This window comes from Terriglobia bacterium (genome assembly GCA_020073495.1).
GTDB lineage: Bacteria > Acidobacteriota > Terriglobia > Terriglobales > Acidobacteriaceae > JAIQFD01.
This window is the reverse complement of the sequence record JAIQFD010000002.1, coordinates 736,091-757,137: the sequence shown is the minus strand read 5'-3', so window position 1 is coordinate 757,137 and position 21,047 is coordinate 736,091. Positions and strand designations below refer to the sequence as shown.

Annotated in this window: 24 protein-coding genes; 8 read left to right on the top strand and 16 right to left on the bottom strand. The window is 59.1% G+C overall.

What is annotated here, in order from left to right; all coding sequences use genetic code 11:
* Positions 1-265: 265 nt before the first annotated feature.
* The 8 genes from LAN37_07220 to LAN37_07185 all read right to left on the bottom strand — a co-directional run bounded on the left by LAN37_07220 (position 266) and on the right by LAN37_07185 (position 7,924).
* On the bottom strand, positions 266-970 hold the full coding sequence (locus LAN37_07220; protein MBZ5646999.1) for a Crp/Fnr family transcriptional regulator: 705 nt from the start codon (positions 968-970) through the stop codon (positions 266-268).
* A gap of 260 nt (positions 971-1,230) precedes the next feature.
* A complete protein-coding gene (locus LAN37_07215) occupies positions 1,231-1,914 on the bottom strand; it encodes a response regulator transcription factor (GenBank protein MBZ5646998.1) in 684 nt (227 codons plus the stop codon).
* Positions 1,915-1,916: 2 nt separating this feature from the next.
* Entirely contained in the window at positions 1,917-3,176 is a 1,260-nt protein-coding gene (locus LAN37_07210) for a PAS domain-containing sensor histidine kinase (GenBank protein ID MBZ5646997.1), read from the bottom strand.
* A 20-nt stretch (positions 3,177-3,196) separates the two neighbouring features.
* Positions 3,197-3,526, bottom strand: a complete 330-nt coding sequence (locus LAN37_07205) for a circadian clock KaiB family protein (GenBank protein MBZ5646996.1) — start codon at positions 3,524-3,526, stop codon at positions 3,197-3,199.
* 38 nt (positions 3,527-3,564) lie between these two features.
* Entirely contained in the window at positions 3,565-5,052 is a 1,488-nt protein-coding gene (kaiC, locus tag LAN37_07200; protein ID MBZ5646995.1) for a circadian clock protein KaiC, read from the bottom strand.
* Between the two features lie 329 nt (positions 5,053-5,381).
* A complete protein-coding gene (locus LAN37_07195) occupies positions 5,382-5,636 on the bottom strand; it encodes a hypothetical protein (GenBank protein MBZ5646994.1) in 255 nt (84 codons plus the stop codon).
* 235 nt (positions 5,637-5,871) lie between these two features.
* Positions 5,872-7,140, bottom strand: a complete 1,269-nt coding sequence (locus LAN37_07190; GenBank protein ID MBZ5646993.1) for a hypothetical protein — start codon at positions 7,138-7,140, stop codon at positions 5,872-5,874.
* Positions 7,141-7,225: 85 nt separating this feature from the next.
* A complete protein-coding gene (locus tag LAN37_07185; protein ID MBZ5646992.1) occupies positions 7,226-7,924 on the bottom strand; it encodes a hypothetical protein in 699 nt (232 codons plus the stop codon).
* Positions 7,925-8,575: 651 nt separating this feature from the next.
* Here LAN37_07185 and LAN37_07180 point away from each other — a divergent pair.
* From LAN37_07180 to LAN37_07170, 3 genes are all read left to right on the top strand, one after another.
* Positions 8,576-9,400: a DUF3494 domain-containing protein gene (locus LAN37_07180; protein ID MBZ5646991.1), complete on the top strand. Its 825-nt coding sequence runs from the start codon at positions 8,576-8,578 to the stop codon at positions 9,398-9,400.
* A 137-nt stretch (positions 9,401-9,537) separates the two neighbouring features.
* Positions 9,538-11,133 carry an outer membrane beta-barrel protein gene (locus LAN37_07175; protein ID MBZ5646990.1) on the top strand — a complete coding sequence of 532 codons (1,596 nt, stop codon included), beginning with the start codon at positions 9,538-9,540 and terminating at the stop codon, positions 11,131-11,133.
* Between the two features lie 201 nt (positions 11,134-11,334).
* Positions 11,335-12,207 (top strand): DUF3494 domain-containing protein, encoded by an 873-nt coding sequence (locus LAN37_07170; GenBank protein ID MBZ5646989.1) that lies wholly within the window; start codon positions 11,335-11,337, stop codon positions 12,205-12,207.
* A 71-nt stretch (positions 12,208-12,278) separates the two neighbouring features.
* Here LAN37_07170 and LAN37_07165 read toward each other — a convergent pair whose 3' ends face one another.
* The 4 genes from LAN37_07165 to LAN37_07150 all read right to left on the bottom strand — a co-directional run bounded on the left by LAN37_07165 (position 12,279) and on the right by LAN37_07150 (position 14,677).
* Positions 12,279-13,190, bottom strand: coding sequence for a hypothetical protein (locus tag LAN37_07165; GenBank protein MBZ5646988.1), 912 nt, complete (start codon positions 13,188-13,190; stop codon positions 12,279-12,281).
* Between the two features lie 168 nt (positions 13,191-13,358).
* Positions 13,359-13,514, bottom strand: coding sequence for a DUF3309 domain-containing protein (locus tag LAN37_07160; GenBank protein ID MBZ5646987.1), 156 nt, complete (start codon positions 13,512-13,514; stop codon positions 13,359-13,361).
* Positions 13,515-13,664: 150 nt separating this feature from the next.
* Complete coding sequence (locus LAN37_07155) at positions 13,665-13,892, bottom strand: hypothetical protein (protein MBZ5646986.1); 228 nt, start codon at positions 13,890-13,892, stop codon at positions 13,665-13,667.
* A 131-nt stretch (positions 13,893-14,023) separates the two neighbouring features.
* Entirely contained in the window at positions 14,024-14,677 is a 654-nt protein-coding gene (locus LAN37_07150; GenBank protein ID MBZ5646985.1) for a Crp/Fnr family transcriptional regulator, read from the bottom strand.
* Between the two features lie 701 nt (positions 14,678-15,378).
* Between LAN37_07150 and LAN37_07145 the strand changes: the two genes are divergently transcribed.
* Positions 15,379-15,540, top strand: a complete 162-nt coding sequence (locus LAN37_07145; protein ID MBZ5646984.1) for a hypothetical protein — start codon at positions 15,379-15,381, stop codon at positions 15,538-15,540.
* 208 nt (positions 15,541-15,748) lie between these two features.
* Here the strand turns inward: LAN37_07145 and LAN37_07140 are convergent, their stop codons facing one another.
* Both LAN37_07140 and LAN37_07135 read right to left on the bottom strand, forming a co-directional pair.
* Positions 15,749-16,024, bottom strand: a complete 276-nt coding sequence (locus LAN37_07140; protein ID MBZ5646983.1) for a hypothetical protein — start codon at positions 16,022-16,024, stop codon at positions 15,749-15,751.
* Positions 16,021-16,428, bottom strand: a complete 408-nt coding sequence (locus tag LAN37_07135; GenBank protein ID MBZ5646982.1) for a response regulator — start codon at positions 16,426-16,428, stop codon at positions 16,021-16,023. The genes LAN37_07140 and LAN37_07135 overlap by 4 nt, the downstream gene beginning before the upstream one ends.
* Positions 16,429-16,712: 284 nt before the next feature.
* On the opposite strand from LAN37_07135, the gene LAN37_07130 reads away from it, so the two are divergent.
* From LAN37_07130 to LAN37_07115, 4 genes are all read left to right on the top strand, one after another.
* Positions 16,713-17,447 (top strand): hypothetical protein, encoded by a 735-nt coding sequence (locus LAN37_07130; protein MBZ5646981.1) that lies wholly within the window; start codon positions 16,713-16,715, stop codon positions 17,445-17,447.
* An 842-nt stretch (positions 17,448-18,289) separates the two neighbouring features.
* Positions 18,290-18,985, top strand: coding sequence for a lipid-binding SYLF domain-containing protein (locus LAN37_07125; protein ID MBZ5646980.1), 696 nt, complete (start codon positions 18,290-18,292; stop codon positions 18,983-18,985).
* Between the two features lie 74 nt (positions 18,986-19,059).
* Complete coding sequence (locus tag LAN37_07120) at positions 19,060-19,206, top strand: lmo0937 family membrane protein (GenBank protein ID MBZ5646979.1); 147 nt, start codon at positions 19,060-19,062, stop codon at positions 19,204-19,206.
* Positions 19,207-19,372: 166 nt separating this feature from the next.
* On the top strand, positions 19,373-19,588 hold the full coding sequence (locus tag LAN37_07115; protein MBZ5646978.1) for a hypothetical protein: 216 nt from the start codon (positions 19,373-19,375) through the stop codon (positions 19,586-19,588).
* 161 nt (positions 19,589-19,749) lie between these two features.
* Here LAN37_07115 and LAN37_07110 read toward each other — a convergent pair whose 3' ends face one another.
* Together LAN37_07110 and LAN37_07105 are read right to left on the bottom strand one after the other, a co-directional pair.
* Positions 19,750-20,139: a hypothetical protein gene (locus tag LAN37_07110; GenBank protein ID MBZ5646977.1), complete on the bottom strand. Its 390-nt coding sequence runs from the start codon at positions 20,137-20,139 to the stop codon at positions 19,750-19,752.
* Positions 20,140-20,234: 95 nt separating this feature from the next.
* Entirely contained in the window at positions 20,235-21,041 is an 807-nt protein-coding gene (locus LAN37_07105; protein ID MBZ5646976.1) for a hypothetical protein, read from the bottom strand.
* Between the last annotated feature and the right edge of the window lie 6 nt (positions 21,042-21,047).

Genomic DNA, 21,047 nt, shown 5'->3' with positions numbered 1-21,047 from the left:
GCTTCTGGCCGCCTGTCAACCCGGTCCTCATTGTGGGGCTCTGTGAGGGTTGAGAATCTCCAAGTGGCCGACGGTGGTGGATTTAAGCCGCAGACCTTTGGGTTATGAGTGAGTTGTCGTTGTGGGATTCTCAGGAAACCCAAAGAGTTCCGCGGCACGGATGATAGCCTTTAGTCACTCTCTGAACGGCCCGGAATACGTCATCGGGAGCTGAATGGGAGCAGCTTGCTGACCACGGCCGAATTCCTCGAAGAAGGTTCGCCTTCTAGTCGTGCAGGATGACGTTGAGAAGGGAACTGTGCACATCCGTTGAGGTGCCGTTGTACTCAATGAACCCCATCTTGCGGAAACGATTCATGAAGAAACTGACCCGTGACCGGGTGGTGCCGATCATTTCGGCCAAGGTCTCCTGGCTGATCTTGGGAATCACCGTTTCGGGTTTGCCAGGTTTGCCAAAGTGAGCCAGCAGCAAGAGGATCCGGGCCAGGCGCTTTTCGCTGGAATTGAATAGCTGGTCGACCAGGTCTTCCTGGATACGAGCATTTCGCGTGAGAAGAAACGCGACAAACAAATCGGACAAAGCCTGCTCCTTGTGAAGCGCTCGCACCATCTCCGCTTTGTGGATCCTGAGAACGGTGCACGGCGTAAGCGCTGCCGCAGTGGCCATACGCACCGGATGATCCGAAACGATGCAGTCTTCTCCCATGAACTCCCCGGCTCCCAGCAGGGCGATGGTCGCTTCCTTGCCGTTGTGGGAGACGACGGTCAGCTTCACCCGTCCTTTCTGAATGTAGAAGATGGCGTCGGCAGGTTCACCTTGTGCAAACGCGCGTTCATTTTTCGCCAACTCGATGATCGTTCTGCCGACTCCGGCCTTCGCCAGGAAGGCTTCCGGGTCAAAATCCCCATTCGACTTTTTGCGCGCAACCGCAGCGGCTCCCGAATTCAGGTTGCGGCGGACCGCAGCCATAACGGGAGGCGGGGGACCTTGCGGAATCGATGTCCTTCGCATTGTGCTGCTCTCCATGGTGCTGTACTCCACTGGCTGTTGGTTCGTTGCGCTAGTGTGTCCAAGAAAGTTGGAGAAACACTTCGAAACTCTGCCAGATAGTGTGCAGCGACTCAATCAAGCGGAGTATCGGGGATGCTGCTAAAAATGGAGGGTCTTGTCGGGAAAATCCCTGACAAGATGCGGTGGATAGACTCCCTCACCTGGCCTGGCGGCCCGGTTCAGCTCTCCAGCGACTCTGCGGTCAATAGGCCCATTCGGATCGCATACCGAACCACCTCACTGCGCGTCCGAAGCCCGAGCTTGTCAGCGAAACGAGCGCGATACGTTTCCACAGTCTTCACGCTCACAAAAATCCGTTTGGCGATCTGTGGACTGCTGTATCCCTGCGCGACAAGTTTGAGCACCTGCTGCTCACGGTCGCTGAGGATCTTTACCGGCCGCATGGAACGAGCTTTTGTGCCTCTCTTCGCAAGCACGTCCTGGACAAGAATGTTCGCCAGACTCGGGTCCACGAAGGTCCCTCCCCGATGCACCGCTCGTATGGCCGCAAGCAGTTCCGTATCCGCGGTCCTTTTCAACAGGTAGCCAGAGGCGCCGGCGGCCAATACCGATCTCAAATAGGCAGGGTCATCGTGCATCGTGAGGACGAGCACCCGGGTCCCGCGGCAGTTTCGCGCCATCTCTTGAAGCGCCTTCATGCCCCCGCCCCCAGGCATGGTGAGATCCAGCAATGCCACATCCGGTCTCGTTTCCCGTGCCGCCTGAACGGCCTTTTCTCCATCGGGAGCTTCTGCGACAACTTCCATGTCGGCCTGGGCGTTGACCAGCATTCTTAGCCCGGCGCGGAGAATCGCGTGATCATCCGCGATCATCACCCTGATCTTGTGCGTTCGCGCCGGCATTCTTAAGTTCTCGCCCGCCCCCCCAGGGGCTGGAGGCCCTGCTTGTGAAGTGGGATTTGCACCAGAACCCTGGTCCCCTTGCCCTGGGATGTGAAACTGACCGTCCCCCCCAACATGGCTGCTCTTTCTCGCATGCCCTGAATCCCCAGGCGATGCGAGGAGGCAGCCGCCGCTCCAGCGTCAAAGCCACAACCGTCGTCGATCACCGCTACCTTCAGGGCCGTGGCCGAACGCGCGAATGTGATGCTGACCTTCTTGGCTCCCGCATGTCTTGCCACGTTGGTCAGGGCTTCCTGGAGAATGCGATACAACCGGATCTGGACTGCTCGCGGCAGGTTGCTGGAGTTAAGTCCACTGAGCGTGAGATGGACAGCTATCTTGTGGGTCTCTGTATACTCGGCAGCGTATCGGGTCAGCGCAACACCCAGGCCATGGTCGTCGAGCACCATTGGGTGGAGCCCGCGGGCGAGTCGTCCGATCTCTTCGATCGCCCGGGCTGCGAGCTTTCGTAGCCGATGCCCCTGTGTCTTAAGTCTTGGTATCTTGGCGGAGTCTTCCAGGGTACGCAGGCCGACCAAGAGAGACGCCAGCAACTGGCCGGCTTCGTCATGCAATTCGCGCGCTATCCGGCGCCTTTCCTCCTCCTGAGCCGTAAACGCGCGTTCCAGGAGAAGCCGGTGCATCTCCGCGGCCTGCTTGATTTCCGCGGCCTGCGTGCGCTTTTGCTCGCTCAGATCGGTTACCACCATGCCCAGGGCGCGGCCCTCGTATCCCCGAAACCGGTTCAGAGACAGATTGACCGGAACCAGACTTCCATCTCTGCGCCGCAGGTTGAATTCACCTTTGGCAACCCCCTTCTGGGCCTCTGCCAGCAAAGCTTCAATCCTGTCTCGCTCTGTCTCCGCAACCAGCGACCGAACCGCAGCTCCGATGACTTTCTTGGGTGGCCGGCAAATCAGTTCTGCAAACCTGCGATTGCAGTAGAGCACGGCGCCATTGCGGGACAGAGTCGCCGCGCCTTCGCTCATGGCCTCCACCAGAATGCGATAGGCGGGTTCTCCACCGGCCAGAGTGACCACCTTCGGTCGGCGACGGCCGGCAACCATCAGAGCATCCACTTCGCCGGACCGTATGGCGAGCAGGGTCTCCTCCGCAGCTTTCAGCCGAGCGAGGAGCTTTTTTTGCTGATTGGGCGCACCGACTTTGCCGGGCAGCCCTCCTGGGAGGACTCGGCGATCGGAACGCGCTCGCTTGTTAGGCATCTGCGATCGGAGCCCTTACTTCAGCGCACCGGTTGAAGATCCAACCCCACAATGACGCTCTCGGTCCTGGAGAGGTTGCCAATGATCTTCTTGACCGGCGGCGGGAGCCTTCTCACTAGGGTCGGGATCGCGATGATCTGATCGCCCTTGGCCAGTTGCGGCTTCTTGAGTAAATCGATGACTTCGATACGGTACTTGCCCTGGAGCTGGTCCTCGCAAATCTTCTTGAGGTTGGCGACCGCCGCGATCGAATTAGGGGTATGACCCGCTATGTAAAGCCGCAATCGCCAAAAGTCACTCCTGCTGCTTTTGGCCGGGCGGCGCTTGCTTGCTGAACTCTTCTTCTTCATGTCGGTGCTCGGTGTCTGCCCCAGATGGGCTTAACTTGCTACTCGGCTGCCGCGACTGCACTTGGGCCTGCGACGGTCGTGGCCAGCGTGTGATCCCTCAGCACGATGCCCAATTCGATGCCGCGGTCACTCACGGTTAGCTCACGAACTTCGCGCGAATGTGCCATACCGCGGGATTTCAGAACGTAAAGCTCGCGTTTCGGTCGTCCATTGGGCTTGCTGTCCCGCAACACGATCCAGGTGTCCATGAGCGAGGAGACGGCCGCCGCAGTTCTCTCCTGGGGGTCTCCTGAGAATGTCAGATTCGTGAACATCGATGTGATCTGTTCCACCTTTAGAAAATCGACCAGGCGCATGAGCATCGATTTGACGCCATAAATGCCCGAGGCCGTAACCAGGTTCGTGATCGGGTCGATGACCACGACGTTGGGTCGAAGCTTGGCGCTCAATTTGTGAATAATGGCCAAGTGTCCTTCCAGGCCGGTGCTGGTCGGCCGCATCGCGTGGAAGTGCAATAGGCCCTGTCTTACCCACCGCTCCAGGTCAATGCCAACCGAGCGCATGTTCCGGAGGATCTGGCTGGGAGACTCTTCAAAAGCGAAATACAGGCAATCTTCGCCACGGGCGCAGGTGGCGCCGGCGAAGTTCGCCGCCAGGCTGGACTTGCCGGTTCCCGACGTGCCCGACACCAGCACACTGCTTCCACGGTAGAACCCCTTACCTTCCATCATCTCGTCCAAAGCGGGAATTCCCGTTGCAACGCGGTCCGTCGATGCTTTGTGGGCAAGGGCCAGTGAGGTGATCGGCACCACCGAGATGCCCTCGTGATCGATCAGGAACGGATACTCATCGGTGCCGTGGGAAGTGCCCCGGTACTTGACGATCCGCAGCCGCCGCGTGGAGATCTGTTCCGTGACCCGGTGGTCCAGCGCGATCACGCAATCGGCGATGTATTCCTCCAGCCCGTGGCGGGTCAGCGTGTGCTCTCCCGCTTCCCCGGTAACGACGGCGGTAAGCTTGTGGTCTTCCAGCCAATGGAACAGCCGGCGGAGTTCCGCTCGCAATATCGTGGAGTCAACTAATCCGGAAAAAAGCGCCTCGATGCTGTCCAGGACAACGCGCTTTGCCTTGATCGCCTTGACCGCGTGGGCCAAGCGGATGAACAGTCCCTCGAGGTTGTATTCTCCGGTCTCGGCGATCTGGCTTCGCTCAATGGAAACGTAGTCCACCAACAGCTTCTTGCGCTTGATAAGCTCACGCAGATCAAAACCCAGCGATGCGACGTTGGCCGTCAGCTTCTGCTCGGTCTCTTCGAAGTCCATGCATACGCCAGGCTCGCCGTATCGAACCGCGCCGTGCACCAGGAATTCCATCGCGAGTAAGCTCTTGCCACATCCCGCGCTGCCGCACACCAGCGTGACACGGCCTTTCGGCAGGCCTCCGCCGGTGACCTCATCCAGTCCTTGGATTCCTGTCGGGGCCTTGGGGAGCGAGGGGCGAACGACTTTTGGTTTGGCGCGCGCCATAGCAACACTCCTGAAACCAAATCTCCCTCGGGTCAGGTGTGAACGTCGAATCGGCTCCTTTTATACCATGCCCAGGTTCCGATGCGCAGGCGCGCGGGCATTGAGTCTGCGGAATCATCGCGCGCGGTTGGGCTTGCTTACCTGGACACACGATTATTGCGGTCGGCAGTCTTCGTTAAGTTGCTGGCTCATCTCAGCCAGAACAAACTTGATGCCTGCGATGGCCTGGGCCCGCACTGCCGCGGGCAGGGAATCGATCAGGGATTTCAGATCGCCGAGGATGCGTGGCCGTTCGGCGATTCGGCTCGGACTTTCTATCATTCGCAGGCCTATGCAGCGCTCTTATTGGTGATGTCCTGAGCCGGAGCACTCGCCTTGTCGCTGCAATGGTCGGCGTGGAGCTTTGCGGCTTCCGCGCCATGCTGAGTCGCATGTTGAAGATGTCCGAGGGCCAGGTACGCGTGGTGCGCAGCTCTTTCGTGATCGCCGGCCTCGTCGTGCGTCGCAGCCTGGTTGTGGTGGTAGGCCGCAAGCTCATGATGTTGGGCGGCGTGACGGTGTTGCTCCCAAGCTTGCGTAGACATACGGGTCTCCTTCGCTGCTAAAAATCGAAAGCAGATGTTACGTTCGGACCCAACGCCGGTCTGTTCAGAATTGAACAGCCTGGGGGACACGCCAGGGCCCGCGACAGTGGGTAGAGTGCTGCATCTCGCTGATTCAGCTGTTCCCTACTGATAAACCTCGGAACGCGCCTGACTCCACTGGCTCTTCTCGGTCAATGGAGCCGGGCGCTGGTTCAGGACACCACCATTCCAGTCTCTAGCGAAGCGGCTGGAAGTTGAGGACTTGCGACAGGATAACGTCCAGGATGCTATACCTGCCGTCAGAGTACCGACCATATTGATAGCGGCTGTTGTAGCCATCTTCATAGCCGCGACGGAAGCCCTCACGGAAATAGTAGTTGTAGTCGGCCTGGTTAACGTAATAGCCGTCATAGCCGTAGTTCGCGTCCTGATAGGCATACGAGGCGCGGTAGTCGGAACGCCAGCGATCCTCCCGGTCTGCCACTCCGGCGCGGTAGCCCTCCTGGTAGCCGTTGTTTACGGCCTGGCGGAGCAGATCTGCGCCATATTGATTCGTCTGGTAGTAGCGGCCGCCGCGGTTGTAACGATAGCTCGGAGCCGTGTAGTAGTACGGATCACGGTCGTAATCGTGGCGCTCGTTCTGGAGACGTATTTGCTGCTGGTGCAGGCGCGCGTAGTAGTCTTCCTGAAAACGATACTGCGCCATACGCTTTTGTTGCTGTAGCTGTGCTGTGTGCTGTTGTGCAAGACGCTGCTGCTGATCTAGATGTTGGCGGTACTGCGTCGAGCGCTGCTGCTCCTGGGCAATAAGCTGCCGCTGACGCTCTTGCGACAAACGGCTCTGCTGTTGCTGCTGGGCCTGCTGCTTGTTCCGGTCCTGCTTCTGTTGTTCCTGGGCGCGCTGCTGCTGCTGCTTGTTCTGGTCCTGCTTCTGCTGTTGCTGGGCCCGTTGCTGTTGCTGCTTGTTCTGGTCCGCCTTCTGCTGTTCCTGGGCGCGCTGTTGTTGCTGCTTGTTCTGGTCCTGCTTCTGCTGTTGCTGGGCGCGCTGTTGCTGCTGCTTGTTCTGGTCCGCCTTCTGCTGTTCCTGGGCGCGCTGTTGTTGCTGCTTGTTCTGGTCCTGCTTCTGCTGTTGCTGGGCGCGCTGTTGCTGCTGCTTGTTCTGGTCCTGCTTCTGCTGTTGCTGGGCGCGCTGTTGCTGCTGTTTGTTCTGGTCCGCCTTCTGCTGTTCCTGGGCGTGCTGTTGCTGCTGCTTGTTCTGGTCCTGCTTCTGCTGTTGCTGGACCCGTTGCTGTTGCTGCTTGTTCTGGTCCTGCTTCTGCTGTTGCTGGGCCCGTTGCTGTTGCTGCTTGTTCTGATCTTGCTGTTGCTGGGCGCGCTTTTGCTGCTGTTCGGGCTTAGCTTGCTTTTCAGGCTTGCCCTGCTTTTCGCCCGGCTGCTCCTGCTTCTGCTTTTCGCCTTGCTGCTCCTGCTGTGCGTAGGCAGGCGCAGTGGTTCCGAGAAGCAAAGACAGAACTGCTGTGCTGATAACCCCGACTCGTTTCATCATGGTTGCCTCGATTGCAGCTTAACCCGTTCCCCTTCCATCTCAATTAGAACGCGATGGTGACTGCGATCCCGAGACCGGGGTGCATGCGGTTGTATACGTAGTACCCATCGTCGGTGTAATCCAGATATACGTCGTCGGTTTCGTACCACGTTTCCGGCCACGTTTCCGGCCACGGATCAACGAATGTGACCCAATAGCCGTCGTACTGGAAGCGTGGATACCCGCCTACGAAGACCATCGGAAGGCCGTACATGCGGAAATAGTGGTTACTCCCGAAGTAGAGCCTGAAGCGGTCTTGAGGTACGCGGTAGCCGTTATAGCCGCCGCGCTGACCCCAAGTGCGGTGGTCGTTATTCCACGAACTGGCGCGAGACTGGCCGAAACCGCTGCGCACCTGCCCTTGGTGTTGTGGGACGCCGCTATGGTGGACGCCCCCATAGGCAGGGCCGTTGGGCTGGACGCCGCCGTGGTAGACGCCGCCGTAGGTCTGTTGCGGTTTTGCCTGACGTTGCGCAGGTTTGTTAGCCTGCTGCTTCTGCTGTTGCTGCGCGGGTTGCTGATGCTGTTGCTTCGCGGGTTGCCCCTGTTGATGTTGCTGCCCCTGTTGCGATTTGCCCTGCTCTTTACCCTGTTTCGATTTTCCCTGCTCCTTACCCTGTTGCTCGTGCTGTGCGTAGGCAGGAGCAGTGGTTCCGAGAAGCAAAGACAGAACTGCTGTGCTGATAACGCCGGCTCGTTTCATGGTGGTTGCCTCGGTTGCAGCTTACATGCAGCAAAGAGGATGGACTGTCTCCTTTTGACCACTTTGACCACTTTGGGAAACTGTCGATTTGGTCACGGTTTCTGCAATTGGTGGCTAATGCTTGCACGCGTGCACGACTATGCACGGACCGCAGTCTTGCTCGATGGGAGAGGCATCATTTGGGGAGCGGGAAGGCGCTCCGAAATGACGCTGATCACCGGCTATCGCAAATCGGGTTTGGCGCCCGCCGCTTCCTGAACATTCCTGTCCCGGGTTGTGCAACATTGGACAGCCGTGAGCGACTCCGCCACGATAAAAAGTGGCGATGAATGCGAACAGCACCGTGCTCTACATCCATCAGGACGCGGCGCACCCGCCTGAGTTCCTGCTGCCGACGCTTCGCTTCATGTTGAATGGCAAACGGGCGCAGGGAGCCCGGACGCGACCAAAGCCGACTGGTACCGCTCGGAGTGCTAGTCCGCGGTAGCGGCAGAGCCTTGCCTGGCTGCTGACGCGCCCTTGACGAAAAAGAGTGCCTACTCAATCTTGGCCAGATGTTCAATTTTGAACATACAACATGATCCACAGTTGCTAAGGTTGGCGGCCCGGAACGAGATTCGGCGGTAGTTGAGCCGAGAAGAAGAGGTATGTATGCGGACACACACCAACCGCAAGATCTGGTTCATAGCACTCCTACTACTCGGTTTTGCCGCCGGATGCGCCGATCTCGATAAGGGACTGGCGGGAGGAGGGGGAGGTGGAGGTGGGGGGCCTGTCGTTGTGCTGGGAGCAGCCGGCGGCTGTGCGATTCTGGGCGCAACTCCTGTAGTCAGCAATACCGGCCCGACCGTCGTCACGGGTGGAGACATCTGCATTAGCCCGGCCTTGTCGTTCACCGGCTGGGCCAGGATCGACGCTGGTCCTGGCGTTCTGACCCCTCCGGGACTCTTTCGTGCACCCAGCGGGCTCTCGCTCTTTCCCCTCTGCCCCCCCCAGTGCGGGCCCGACCCCGATCCTATCCCGGCTCAAGCTCAACTGGATATGCTTACCGCCTACAACGATCTTGCGGGAAGGACAGGCGGGCTTCCTCTACCTGGCGATATCAGCGGTTTGACTCTTACCCCCGGTATCTACAAGAACGCAAGCTCGACAGGGATTCTATCGCCGGCGCCGGGGCCGTTGTCGATCGTCACGCTCGACGGATTGGGTAACCCGGATGCCGTTTTCATCTTCCAGATCGGGTCGGCGCTGACTACCAACACCGGGACCCAGGTCAAACTGACCAACGGTACTCAGGCGAAGAACGTCTTCTGGCAAGTCGGCAGCTCGGCGACGCTGGGCGTAAATTCCACCTTCAATGGAAGCATCCTGGCCCTTGCGTCGATCACCTTGGACACCGGCGCGACCCTGAATGGCCGAGCCCTTGCACATACCGGAGCAGTCACGTGTGATTCGAATCCTGTGACCGTCCCGTAAGACGATTCGTGCTCCGTGCGGCAACGCGAACTAGCCCACCCGGGGAAGGTGGGGATGAAATCAAAGCTTATGCTCCGAGGAGTTCTCAAATGTCATCTCACTCGCAAAGCAATCCTGGCCCGCTTGCACTAAGGTTCGTGGCACTGGTCGTAGCCCTGTTCTTCCTGGGTGATCTAGCGCGTGCGCAAGAACAACCCGCACCAAAGTGGGAGATCTTTGGCGGATACTCCTTCATTTATCCCAACGCCAGGTTGCACGCCATTAATCCGATCATCGACGCAAACCAGGAGGGGAACCCTCGCGGTCTCGGCGCCAGCGTCACCTACAACTTCAATCGCTGGTTCGGGCTCACGGCGGATTTCAGCGGGACGCTTTGGGGAAGTGGTGAGACCCCGGCGCAGTTGGCGTTGCTGGACGACGCGCAGTTCTACAACGTCTCGTTCGGGCCCAAACTGACCTACCGCCGCGAGCATTTCGCGCCGTTCGTTGAGGGTCTGGTGGGCTGGCATCGCCTGACCGAAGATCAAGTGCCGCTGGTCGGCAGCAGCAACGCGTTCGGATTCATGCTCGGCGGCGGAGTCGATGTTCCGATCAGCAGGCATTTCGCGCTGCGGCTCTTGCGGGCAGACTTCGTGTTCTCAAATCACCAATTTCCTCCCGCGGCGCTGGTCGGGACCACCGATGTGCGAGGAGTGAGACTGCAGACGGGCATTGTCTTGATGTTCGGCGGGGAACGGATCGTAACGCCAACCGGCGCAACCTGCTCGGTACAGCCGACCGAAGTCTTTGCCGGCGAGCCGGTGCAGGCCACGGCCACTACCAGCGGATTCAATCCCAAGCACACGCTGAGCTACAACTGGACCTCCACCGGCGGCGCCATCAGCGGCAAGGACGCCTCCGCCAGCGTGGACACCAAAGGCCTGAATCCCGGCAGCTACACCGTCAACATGCACGTGACCGACGCCAGGAACGCCAAGGCCATGGCCGCCTGCAACACCGCATTCGCCATCAGGGAACGCGCCAAGCACCCGCCGCAGATCTCCTGCTCCGCCTATCCGGGGACCGTGCAGTCGGGCACTCCTTCCAACGTCACCTGCACCTGCTCGACGCCGGACAGCGGGCCGGAGTACCGGCCCCCGGTCTCGGTGAGCATCGGCAACTGGAGCTCCAGCTCCGGCAAGGTCAGCGGCAGCGAGGGCAGCGCCACCCTGGATACCGCGGGCGTGGGCGCCGGTCCGGTCACGGTCAGCGCCACCTGCACCGATAACCGCGGTCTCTCCAGCAACGGCGAAGCTAACGTCAACGTAGAGAACCCGCCGCCTCCGCTTCAGGCCAGCAAGCTGAACGAGTGCGGCTACACCAACAAGGCCAAGCCGGCACGAGTTGATAACGCCTGCAAGGCCGCTCTCGACGACTATGCGCTCCGCCTGCAGCGCGACCCTGACGCTAAGGGCGTGGTCGTCGGCAATCGTGGCGCCACCGAGAAAGCAAAGAATGTCGCCGGTCAGCGTGCCGCCAACGTCAAGGACTACATGGTCAAGGAGAAGGGTATCGATCCCGCGCGCATCGAGACCCGCACCGGCAGCGCCGATGCCATGAGCACGGAACAGTGGGTCGTTCCTGCCGGGGCTACCTTCAGCGAAGCAGGCACCGAAGTCGTGACCCAGACGGCTACCGCCGAGACTCACGGCACCGGCAAGAAGAAAGCTGCTCCCAAGAAGGAGGCCCAGTGAGAGGGGAACGGACCCCGAGTTGGTCGGCTGGTCCTTAGGGAGCAGTTTTGCTCGACTCGGAGCGGAGCTCCGAATTAGCGGAGGTGAGCAATTTTGGACATACAGAAGGGGGATGGGTCTGTCAGATTTGTTCACAGGCGTTTCGATCCCAGGTGGCAATAGTCGCTTCGCAACAGCTGTGAAGCGTCGGAGGAAACACTAATGAAATCACTTTGCGTTTGTTTGTTGCTCTTACCCTTACTGGCATTCGGCGCCCGTGCGGACACCCTCAATACAGCGGATAGTTTTGCGGTCCTGGCGGGTTCGACGGTGACCAACGCCGGCGTCGGAGTTCTCGGCGCGACTGTTGTCAACGGAAGTCTGGGTGTCAGTCCGGGGAGCACGTGTTCTGGCTTTGGGACCTGTCCGACCACGGGTCCGGGCACGGTCATCAATGGAACGGTACATTTAGCTGATGGGGTCGCGCTGCAGGCTCAGAGTGATCTCACCACTGCGTTCACTACTCTACAAGCCCTGGGCCTAGGCGGTTCTCTAGTGCCTGGTGGTGTCCTGAGTGGGACCTACGCGCCGGGCGTCTACTTTGCTCCCGCGGCGTCTTTGACGGGAAAGATCTTTCTCAACGACGGGGGCGTCGCCGGTTCGCAATTCATTTTCTACACACCGAGCACGCTGATCACCGCACCCGACTCGGCTATTGATGTGAGCGGTCTCTCCCCAAGTGACGGCCTGTTTTGGGTGGTCGGCAGCTCCGCGACTCTCGGTGACAACACTGTGTTCTACGGAAATATTCTTGCGCTCACGGACATCAACTTCGACCCCGGCGCAACCATTGGATGCGGTAGAGCCCTGGCGCGAAATGGTCAAGTGACGTTTGCCGGACAGAACGCGACTACAGGAATTGAGAACCTGGTATCCATTGGCTGCGAGGGCACTACTGGCGAAGGTGGCGGTGGCTTTAACGGTAGCGGTGGCGGTCCCGGTCCCGCTCCCGTGCCCGAGCTCTCCAGCTTGCCTCTGGTAGCGACAGGGTTAGCAGCGTTGGTGGGAAGCATTCGCCGCAAGCTGCTCCGGTAGCCTGGTCAGGTTCCATGTTTCACAAAGCCGCCCGCGAGGCGGCTTTTTCATTGTGTGGGGCAGACTCGGCCTTACATCCCCTGGGGTGGGATAGCCGGAGCAGAAGAAGCATTGAGTGTGGCCAGCTCATGCGCAAAGAGGGGGTTCTCCGGGAACTCCGCGACCAGCTCCATAAGTTGCGTGCGCGCCACTTCTGGCTTCTTCTCCCGCAAGGCCGCCATCGCCAGCAAAATCTTTGCGAACGGCTTGAGGTAGCGGCCGTGCGCGGCGGCAATCTCGAGCTGCTCTATGCCGCTGTTCTTATCGCCGCGGATCCCCGCGAGGCGGAGGAAGAACCGTTTGGGCGCCGACAGGCTCCCGATGATGTAATTGGCCGCGCCCAGGGTGAGGTAGGCATCGGCGGCATCCGGGGCGACCGCCAATAGTTTCTTGGCAAACTTGTCAGCCTCGCGGATCATGCGCAGGCTTTCGATCTGACGCTTATCGATCAGGCTGGCATAGTCGGCCTGCATGCCCAGGCTCAGCGTCATGGCAAACAGGGCGTTCGCATCGTCCGGGTCTACCTGGATGCGAAGCCGCGCCAGGTCTTGCGCCTGCTGGACCGCGGCGAAGAATGCCGCGCGCAGTGCCGGGTCCGGCTTGAGAGCGATCTTGCCCAGAAAACGCTTGTCGTTCAGAAAAAACTCGGAGGTCAAGACACCCTGCCGGTAACATTCCTCAAACAGATAGCTCGCGGCTTCCGAGGCGCTGCCCAGAGGGTCTCCCGGATGGGCCTTCTGCCAGACGGCAAACTGCGCACGAGCTTCAACCGGCTTAAGTTCGTAAAGCAAGCGATAGCCGGCGTCGAGTTCCGGCGCGTGGGAGACCTGGGCCTCAGCCCGCCACGAGCCTGCGGGGCTCGCCGGCGCCCCGAGTGCCACCCCGGGCACAATCGCGCCGCAAAGGAGCAGGCAAATCAGTAAATGGGGCCGAATCTTGGGCACTAGGCCCCCTTGCTTTAGCGCACCGGTCTCGACACCAGCAGCTTCACAAGACGAATGACGATCGATCCAACAGCCGACGCGAGAGCCTACCAAGGCAGACGCCGGTGGAGCCAACCCGACTCATGGGCTGTTGAGCTTGTAACTCCGACGTCAGGCGCCTCAGGCCAACTAAAGTTGACCCAGTAGCACCAGGATGATCAGAATCACCAGGACCATCCCCAGGCCGCCACTCGGGAAATAACCCCAGTTGCGGCTGTGCGGCCATGTTGGGAGTGCTCCCACCAGCAGCAGAAGCAGGACGACGATGAAAATGGTTCCTAGCATTTCATTTCCTTCCGAGAAACTTTGCCAATCACAGCGAGGTTACCAACTGTAGCGCCGGCCGTCTGAGCAATGATGCTCACACGCACGACTAATCCGGATGCGGTGACCAGGTAGTCGTCGTCACCACCGGCACAGACGCTGCGACGGAAGTCATGCGTTGCCCTTTCGAAGCACGCCACCCGCTACCGCCATCATCGCGCCCCCGACCATCATGACCAGGCTCGCCGCCGGAGGCAGTGTCTGGGTGTGGGTGGTCTCGACCCCTACCGACATCCCTCCTGCGCTCATTGTTTGTCTTTCACGTTGGGGAAACGGCACGAAGAAAGATGCGATCCCCAACGCGAAAACGATCACTCCGATCCAAAGTAAAGGCTTCATTGCATTCCTCCTGACAACGGCGTCGCTAGCCCTGCTCCCCGGACTGGCAATCCGGCCTGGGTGGGCTCCGGCGTCGCTGTTGGTATTTTGTGTGCCCGTACGACAAGTCTTTTTGGTGCGGCCTGTCGTTCTTAGTCATGCAGCAGGAAGGTGAGCAGTGACTCGTGCACCTGGAAGCTTCCGTTGTAGTTGATGAGACCCAACTTCCTGAACCGATTCATAAAGAAACTCACCCGGGAGCGGGTAGTGCCGACCATCTCCGCGAGCGTTTCCTGGTTCACCTTGAGGTGGGAGCGCCCCGAGTTTGAACCGTTTCCAACATTCGCCAGCAGCACCAGCAACCGAGCCAGCCGCTTCTCGCTGGAGCTAAAAATGTGGTCGACCAGGTCTTCCTCGATGCGCACGTTACGGGCCAGCAGGTGTGAAATGACGAGCTTTGCGAAGGCCGGGTCTTCGTGGATGATATGGAGGACGGTTGCTCTCCTGACTCGAACGATCGTGGACGGCTCCATGGCCGTTGCCGTCGAGATCCGCCGGGATCGGGTTGCCAGACAGCCCTCGCCGAAAAAGTCGCCTTGTCCCAGGATGGCGGCTACCGCTTTCTTGCCCTGCTTGGATTGGATTGTGAGCTTCACGATCCCGGTATGGATATAAAACATTGCTTCCGCGGCATCCCCTTGCGAGTAGATGGTCTGCTTCTTTCGATAAAGTCGGGTGGTCTTCTGACTGCCGATCTTGTGGAGGAATCTCTTGGAATTGAAGACAAGACTGCGTTCATTCGCCATGGCCGATCCTTACGAATCCCGTGCTACCCCGCTCGGGCACGCGGAAGCTCGACGTGAGGCCCTGAATGCCGGTGCACCTGAAGTGATCCAGCTTAGTGGGAGGGACACAATCCCGCTGGTCAATAGTGCTCACTCAGCAGTGCCGGGAACAACAAGCCGCGGCCGTTGCATTCACTGCAGTCCCGTCCATACATCTGGCCGCTTCCGAGACAACGAGAGCGCGTGTCTACGTGGCACTTCAGCGGCGGTAGATTTTGCGAAATATGGTAGCTCACGCCTTCGTGAGTCACTGTCTCGTCGCTCATCAGCTTCGCACCTTTCAGGCGGCGCGATCGATTATCTAAAGGTGTTTTCATCCACGACCAGAGGGTACTGGAACCTCGTCTGTGAATATTGGGTGAGCTCCCTTTGGGCGCATCTTCCTGGCATGAGTTTTGGCGACATTATGTCCTCCCCGATGGCCACTCTTCGATAGACTGGGTCAAGCGGTGTTAGAAATCGCTCAAACTCTTCCGGAAGATCTGCGACTGTGCAGCGATGCATAGCCCGCGGACACGTCAGCGGGGAGGTCAATTTTGCACATCTTCCGGGTGCGGGTAGCCGATAAACTATGGCACGAGGTGTTGTGGCGTCCAAGGCCGGACGACAGAACGCATAGCGGGTGTGCAGTTGGTAGCGTAGGACGGCAAAGGAGGAGTGGAATGACAAACTCCAAGCTCCAGGCCGCGCTTGACGAACTGGAGAGGCTGAACGGGACGGTTAAGGAATTCAAAGCTCGCAACGGCAGGCTGCCGAATCCGGACAGCGACGCTGGCCGCGCCGTCTCCCTCCTGGAGACGTTCGCAGGTGAGCTGAAAAACTGAATATCGGCCGGCTCGAATACGCCACTCTTTAAGACTCTTTGGCACACTCGGAGCTCTTATTTGCTGGTTGGTGGCGATAGCGCTTGGAAACGGCGAGGGCTGGCGGCCTCGCGCTGAAGCCGTCGCAGTCGACGCTTGATCGAGGCGAGATGCTGTCGCGCGGAGACCGTGTCCAACGGGGATTTGCTCTTGGATGTTCGACGTGAGGTCATGACACTATTCCCTCGACGCGAGTTGTGGCGCGCATCGTAGAGAGCAGTTCCAGGAAATGAGAGTCGTCCACTCCTGCTGTGATCCCTTCATACACGGTTCTGAATCTCTCGCGGGTCGCAGTCCGCATCTGGCGGTCGCCGAGGATCGCGTTCCTGCGGATCTCCCAATCGCTCGCCGCATGATCTTGGATCAGGACGGTCTGCAGGGACACGACTTCCAGGAACAGTGCCTCGACAAGACGGGTCAGGCTTTGTCTTTCTTCATTTGTCATGAACGGATCTGCATACACGCTCGTCCCCGCTGCGGAGGCGTAGATATCAGCTCAGCGATCTTCGAGCACAGCTGGTGAATGGTGAAAGATCCCTTTTGTAGGAACGCGTCAGCGAGTATCCCGGCCGGCAGCTCCTTTTCAGAAAACTCTCCGCTCATGGCGATCACTGGAACATGAGGGAACCGTTCGCGGACCAATGTCAACAGTTCAAATCCGGACATACGCGGCATTCTCAAGTCGGAGATCACCAGATCCGGTAATGGCTCCACCAGTTGCCCCATTGCCTCCACGCCATCTTCCGCCGTACTCACGTCGTAACCTTCCCATGCCAGCAGAGCAGATGTGACCTCGCGAATGGCGGGTTCGTCGTCGACAAGTAGAAGCCGCGCACGTGAACTGGCCATGGAAAAACCTCCGGCTGCAGGTTGGGAATACTGCCGATGAAGACGCCATCATCTATGTCTCAACCAACCGATGTCTGTTCAAAATAGAACACCCTTCGGCGCCTCCTTAAGGCTTACCCGGAGCCAACCGCCGCCAGAGCTGCGGTGGCCAAATGTGCACAGTATCGCGTTGCTCCCTGTGAGACTCTTGTTATGGTACACCTCCCGATCGAGCTCAGCATCTCGGCACCAAGTTCGGTACAGGGGTCCATATGAAGAAAGCGTGGTGCTTCCATTTCGCGGTCTTGTTGCTGTTCTTCGGGACGGGCCTGCGGCAGCCTGCGGCCGCACAAGAGTCGCAGTCCGCGGTCTCCATGCCTCCTGCTCCGCTCGACGCCGAGCAGGTCGTAGAGAACCTCGTTCGGATGAACCGCCAGCGGGCACAGGCACTCCGCGCCTATCAGGGGAGCCGGACCTACCATATTGAATACCGCGGTTTCCCAGGCACCCGAAGTGCGGAGATGGTGGTGGCGGTGAGGTACCGATCGCCGGAATCCAAAGAGTTCACTATCCAGTCTCAGGCCGGGTCCCAGCTGATCATCGACAGGGTGTTCAAGAAACTCCTGCAAAGCGAGCAGGAAGCGCTCGAGGCGGAGAACCAAAGGCGCACCGCTCTCGACAACGACAACTATGTCTTCACGCTGGCCGCATACGAAAGCACTCCCACCGGTTCAACGTACATTCTTGCGGTTGAGCCGAAGATGAAGAGCAAGTTTCTATACCGTGGGCGGATCTGGGTGGACGGCGACGACTTTGCCGTAACCAGGATCGAAGCGGAGCCCTCAAAAAGTCCTTCCTTCTGGACAAAGAACACCGAAGTCGAACATGTGTATGTCAAAGTCAGCGACTTCTGGCTTCCGCAACACAATCACAGCGTCAGCCGGATCCGCCTGGGTGGCCGGGCCGAATTGACGATTGATTACACCGATTACCAGATCACCGATGCGAATCCCCTGAGCACGCTCCAAGCGTCTCGTTGAACGACTAGGTGTCGAGAGGACCTTCACTTGCCAGACGAAAGTGGATCCCGAATGCGAAAACAATATCTTCACTTGTCACTGTATCGTTGCACGAATTGCAAAGGCCCGGTCGTCGCCGCATCTTCGGGCATACGCGAGGGCGAAATCACCAGGGAATCCGAGATCAAGCTGCTCGGTGCAGTTTGCCTATCGTGCGGAAACAGGCAACTGGAGGGGCCGGACAATGTCCGTCGCTTCCCGCCGGTGCAGTGGGAGACTCCTGAATCCGTAGATGCTTTCGATCGCCTTGTCCAGTCCAGTAGGTCTCCGCGGATCAGGGTCTCAGCAACGCGCAACGATCGCCATTTCCAAGAGGAAGAAGCTTCTTCGCGAATGGTTGACGAAGGATGCCCCAATGCACGGATCGCATTGACGCCGATCGCCGGCTATCGTAAAGCGCATTTGGCGCCCGCCGCTTCCTGAACACTCCTGTCCCGGGGTGTGCAATGTTGAACAGCCGTGAATGACTCCGCCGCGATATAAAGTGACCATGGATGCGAAATTCGGTAATCGAAGCGCAACCACGCATCGGTAATCGTACAGAGAGCCGGCCGCTAGCGGCCGGCTCCTCGTTTCTCTGCCTTCCGTCACGCGCGAGCCCAACCAACAACCGGAGGCTTTCCCGACGACGACTTATAGGTACCGTGTGCAAGAACCCATACTGGGGGCCGGGAATCGCCGTCGGTCGGTTGAGCGTTATTGCTCAGACGGCGCCATGTGAGCCGTCTAACGTAAGAAGTACCCCGTGTGCTACGAATTCGATCGAATGCGGCGCAGGGGTAGAAGATAAAGAGGCGGGAACTGTGAAGAAACTTATCTTGTTAGTCGCGTTGCTGAGTCTTACCAGCCTGGGCTGGGCGGGATCGGACCGCGAATCGTCGATTGATCGCCTGAATAATGCAGGCAAAGTGCTGCACGAGATCATGGCCGCGCCGGATAACGGCATTCCGGAAGAGGTACTGGAACACGCAAAGTGCGTAGCCGTGGTTCCGCACATGATCAAGGGTGGCCTTGTGTTCGGTGCCGAAAATGGCCGCGGCGTGGCCACATGCCGCACCGCCGATGGGTGGAGCGCGCCAGCGTTCTTTGCCATCACCGGCGGTAGCTGGGGATTGCAGATCGGTCTCGAAGGTGTGGACCTGGTCATGATCATCCAGAATGAAAAAGGCATGCAGCAGTTGCTGGCGAGCAAGTTCCAACTGGGAGCAGACGCTTCGGCGGCAGCGGGACCGGTCGGACGGCATGCTTCAGCTAACACGAATTGGAAGCTGGAGACCGAGATCCTGACCTACTCTCGCGCCAAGGGCGCCTTTGCTGGGCTCACGTTGTCGGGTGCTTCGATTCGTCGGGACGACGATTCCATGCAGGCCATCTACGGGCATAACGTCACGACCCGGAGCGTACTGCTGGGTAAAGTCGCAGCGACACCTGAGTCGGAATCGTTCCTGAACGCAGTCCGAAGCGCGAAGGCGCAGGCCGTACAGGTTGTAAAGGAATAGTTGGATCTGGAATGCACGTGGCACCCGAGGAGAATGTCAGGTCTCGGGTGCCGACGATGCGGAAGAAGGCGATTATGCTTTGGACGATCCTGGTCATCCTCATGATTATGTGGCTGCTTGGTTTCAGCCTGAACGTGGGCGGGGGGCTGATCCACCTGCTGCTGGTTGTGGCTCTGGTGGTCCTGATCTTCAACCTGGCGACTGGACGCCGCGCCGTGTAGGGTGAAGCAAGGCGTTGCACGCGAAGTAGTCGTGAGGATGCCTGCGCTCCGATGAGACTGTCGTTCGCATCGGGCGACGTCCCAAACTCTCCTAAGCAGCCCACTGAGCAAGATGCGGCGGGGTAACAGGTACGCTGAGCGGAGAGTTGCAAGGAAGGCCAAACCAATGAAACCTATATCCTGGATTGGACTCGTCGTGCTGATACTGGGCGTTCTGTCGCTCGTGGTCCCCATTCCTCACAAGGAGCGTGAAGGCTTTTCGGCCGGGGACTTCTCCATGGGAGTTGAGACTCAGCACAGTCAAACCGTCTCGCCGGTCATCAGTGCAGTGATGATCTTGGGCGGCGCCGGCATGATGATTGCGGGCAAGAGCATGAAATGAGCTGCGCCGCTTCTGCGCGGCTGGTTCAGGTTCGAGGGCGGTCCCAGAGGATCAGGACCGCCATCACGACCGCGTTAGGCCTTTGTGAACTCAGCCCGCCGGGGTTTTCCACAGACCCGCGGGTCCAGAACCCTACTCTGAAACATGCGTGCCGAGCGTCACTACTGGCAAGTGTCGCTGACCATGGTCAAATGCGTGACCGTCATATGGCCGCGCTCGGCGGTGTGTTTCTCCACGCCGTGCTCTTTCATCTCCGCCTTCGCGTCTTCCTTCATCCCGTGCAGTTTGGCCATGGAAACCACGCCGGTGATCCTGACCGTATGCCCGACATGTTTGTGGAGTTTGACGCTGTCGCTCTTGATCTCCCAGGCGCTGCCGTCCTTCGCGGCAAAATTGTACTCGTGGGCTTCCTCGCCTTTCTGAAGGCAGCCCGTGAGCGTCCGCGTTTTCTTATGGGTGGTCTTTGTTGGCTCCTCTGCCATAGCCAGTCCGGCCGCGCCCGCAAACATGAACAACGCAATGATCCCCGTCACGATCTTTAGATTCATCATTAGCCTCCAGAAGTTATGAATTGCCTCGCAGGTCGGGATGGTACGGCTTGCGCACATGGCGCGACTGGTCAATCTTGCACACTATTCAGAATATTCTAGCGAGCCAGAAGCTGGCTCGCCTCTACGAGGCTAAGAGCACCGGAAACCGTACGGAAATCCGACCGGGTCTCGTATTCCTGTTTGCTGATCGTCTTGAAGAACACCAGACGCCCTGATAATTGAATATTGATCAGGGCCGTCTTCCATTGTGAAGGTCCGACCTGAACGCGCCCAATCTCGATTGTGCCGCCATCGTCGATGTGCCCCAAGAGCCCCCACCCGAATTCCACACGGTTTATGAGTTGGCCCGAGAGCTTGGCCAGGCGTTTCTGCCGCGGATCGACCAGAACGATTCCGGCAAGGCTGTGCACCACCCGGGCTTCGTAGTTCGGGGGTTTGTAGTTGGGGTCGGGGCGGAATTTGAGCCGCACAAGATCTCCATCGACGCCATCGTAGTCGTAGAGAAAAGCGTCCGGCATCACCCGCATGAGGGTCTCCAGCTTCTGCTCGTCATCGTCATACTGTTGCTTGAGCTTCGACTGCTGGCCGGTATCGCGCAAAAGGCGGCCGATCCGTGCGTTATCCTGCTGCCGCTGGTCAGGGGTCAGCGGTATGCCGTCCATTGCGAGTACACGGTAGACGGGGCCACTCTTGGTCTCCACCTGCTCTTCCGTGAGGGATTGGGTTCCCACTCGCTTCTCGATCACATACATCCATTTCAGTTGCTGCACGCGGTCCCCGAGCTCATTTGCTACGACGGCATGAATGAGTTCGCCCGCAGGCACCACGGGACTTTGCCCTTGTGCAAGGGCGGCGGTAGAAACTACCAACACGATTGCGATGATGAGGCGGCTTAGATTCATAGGGTC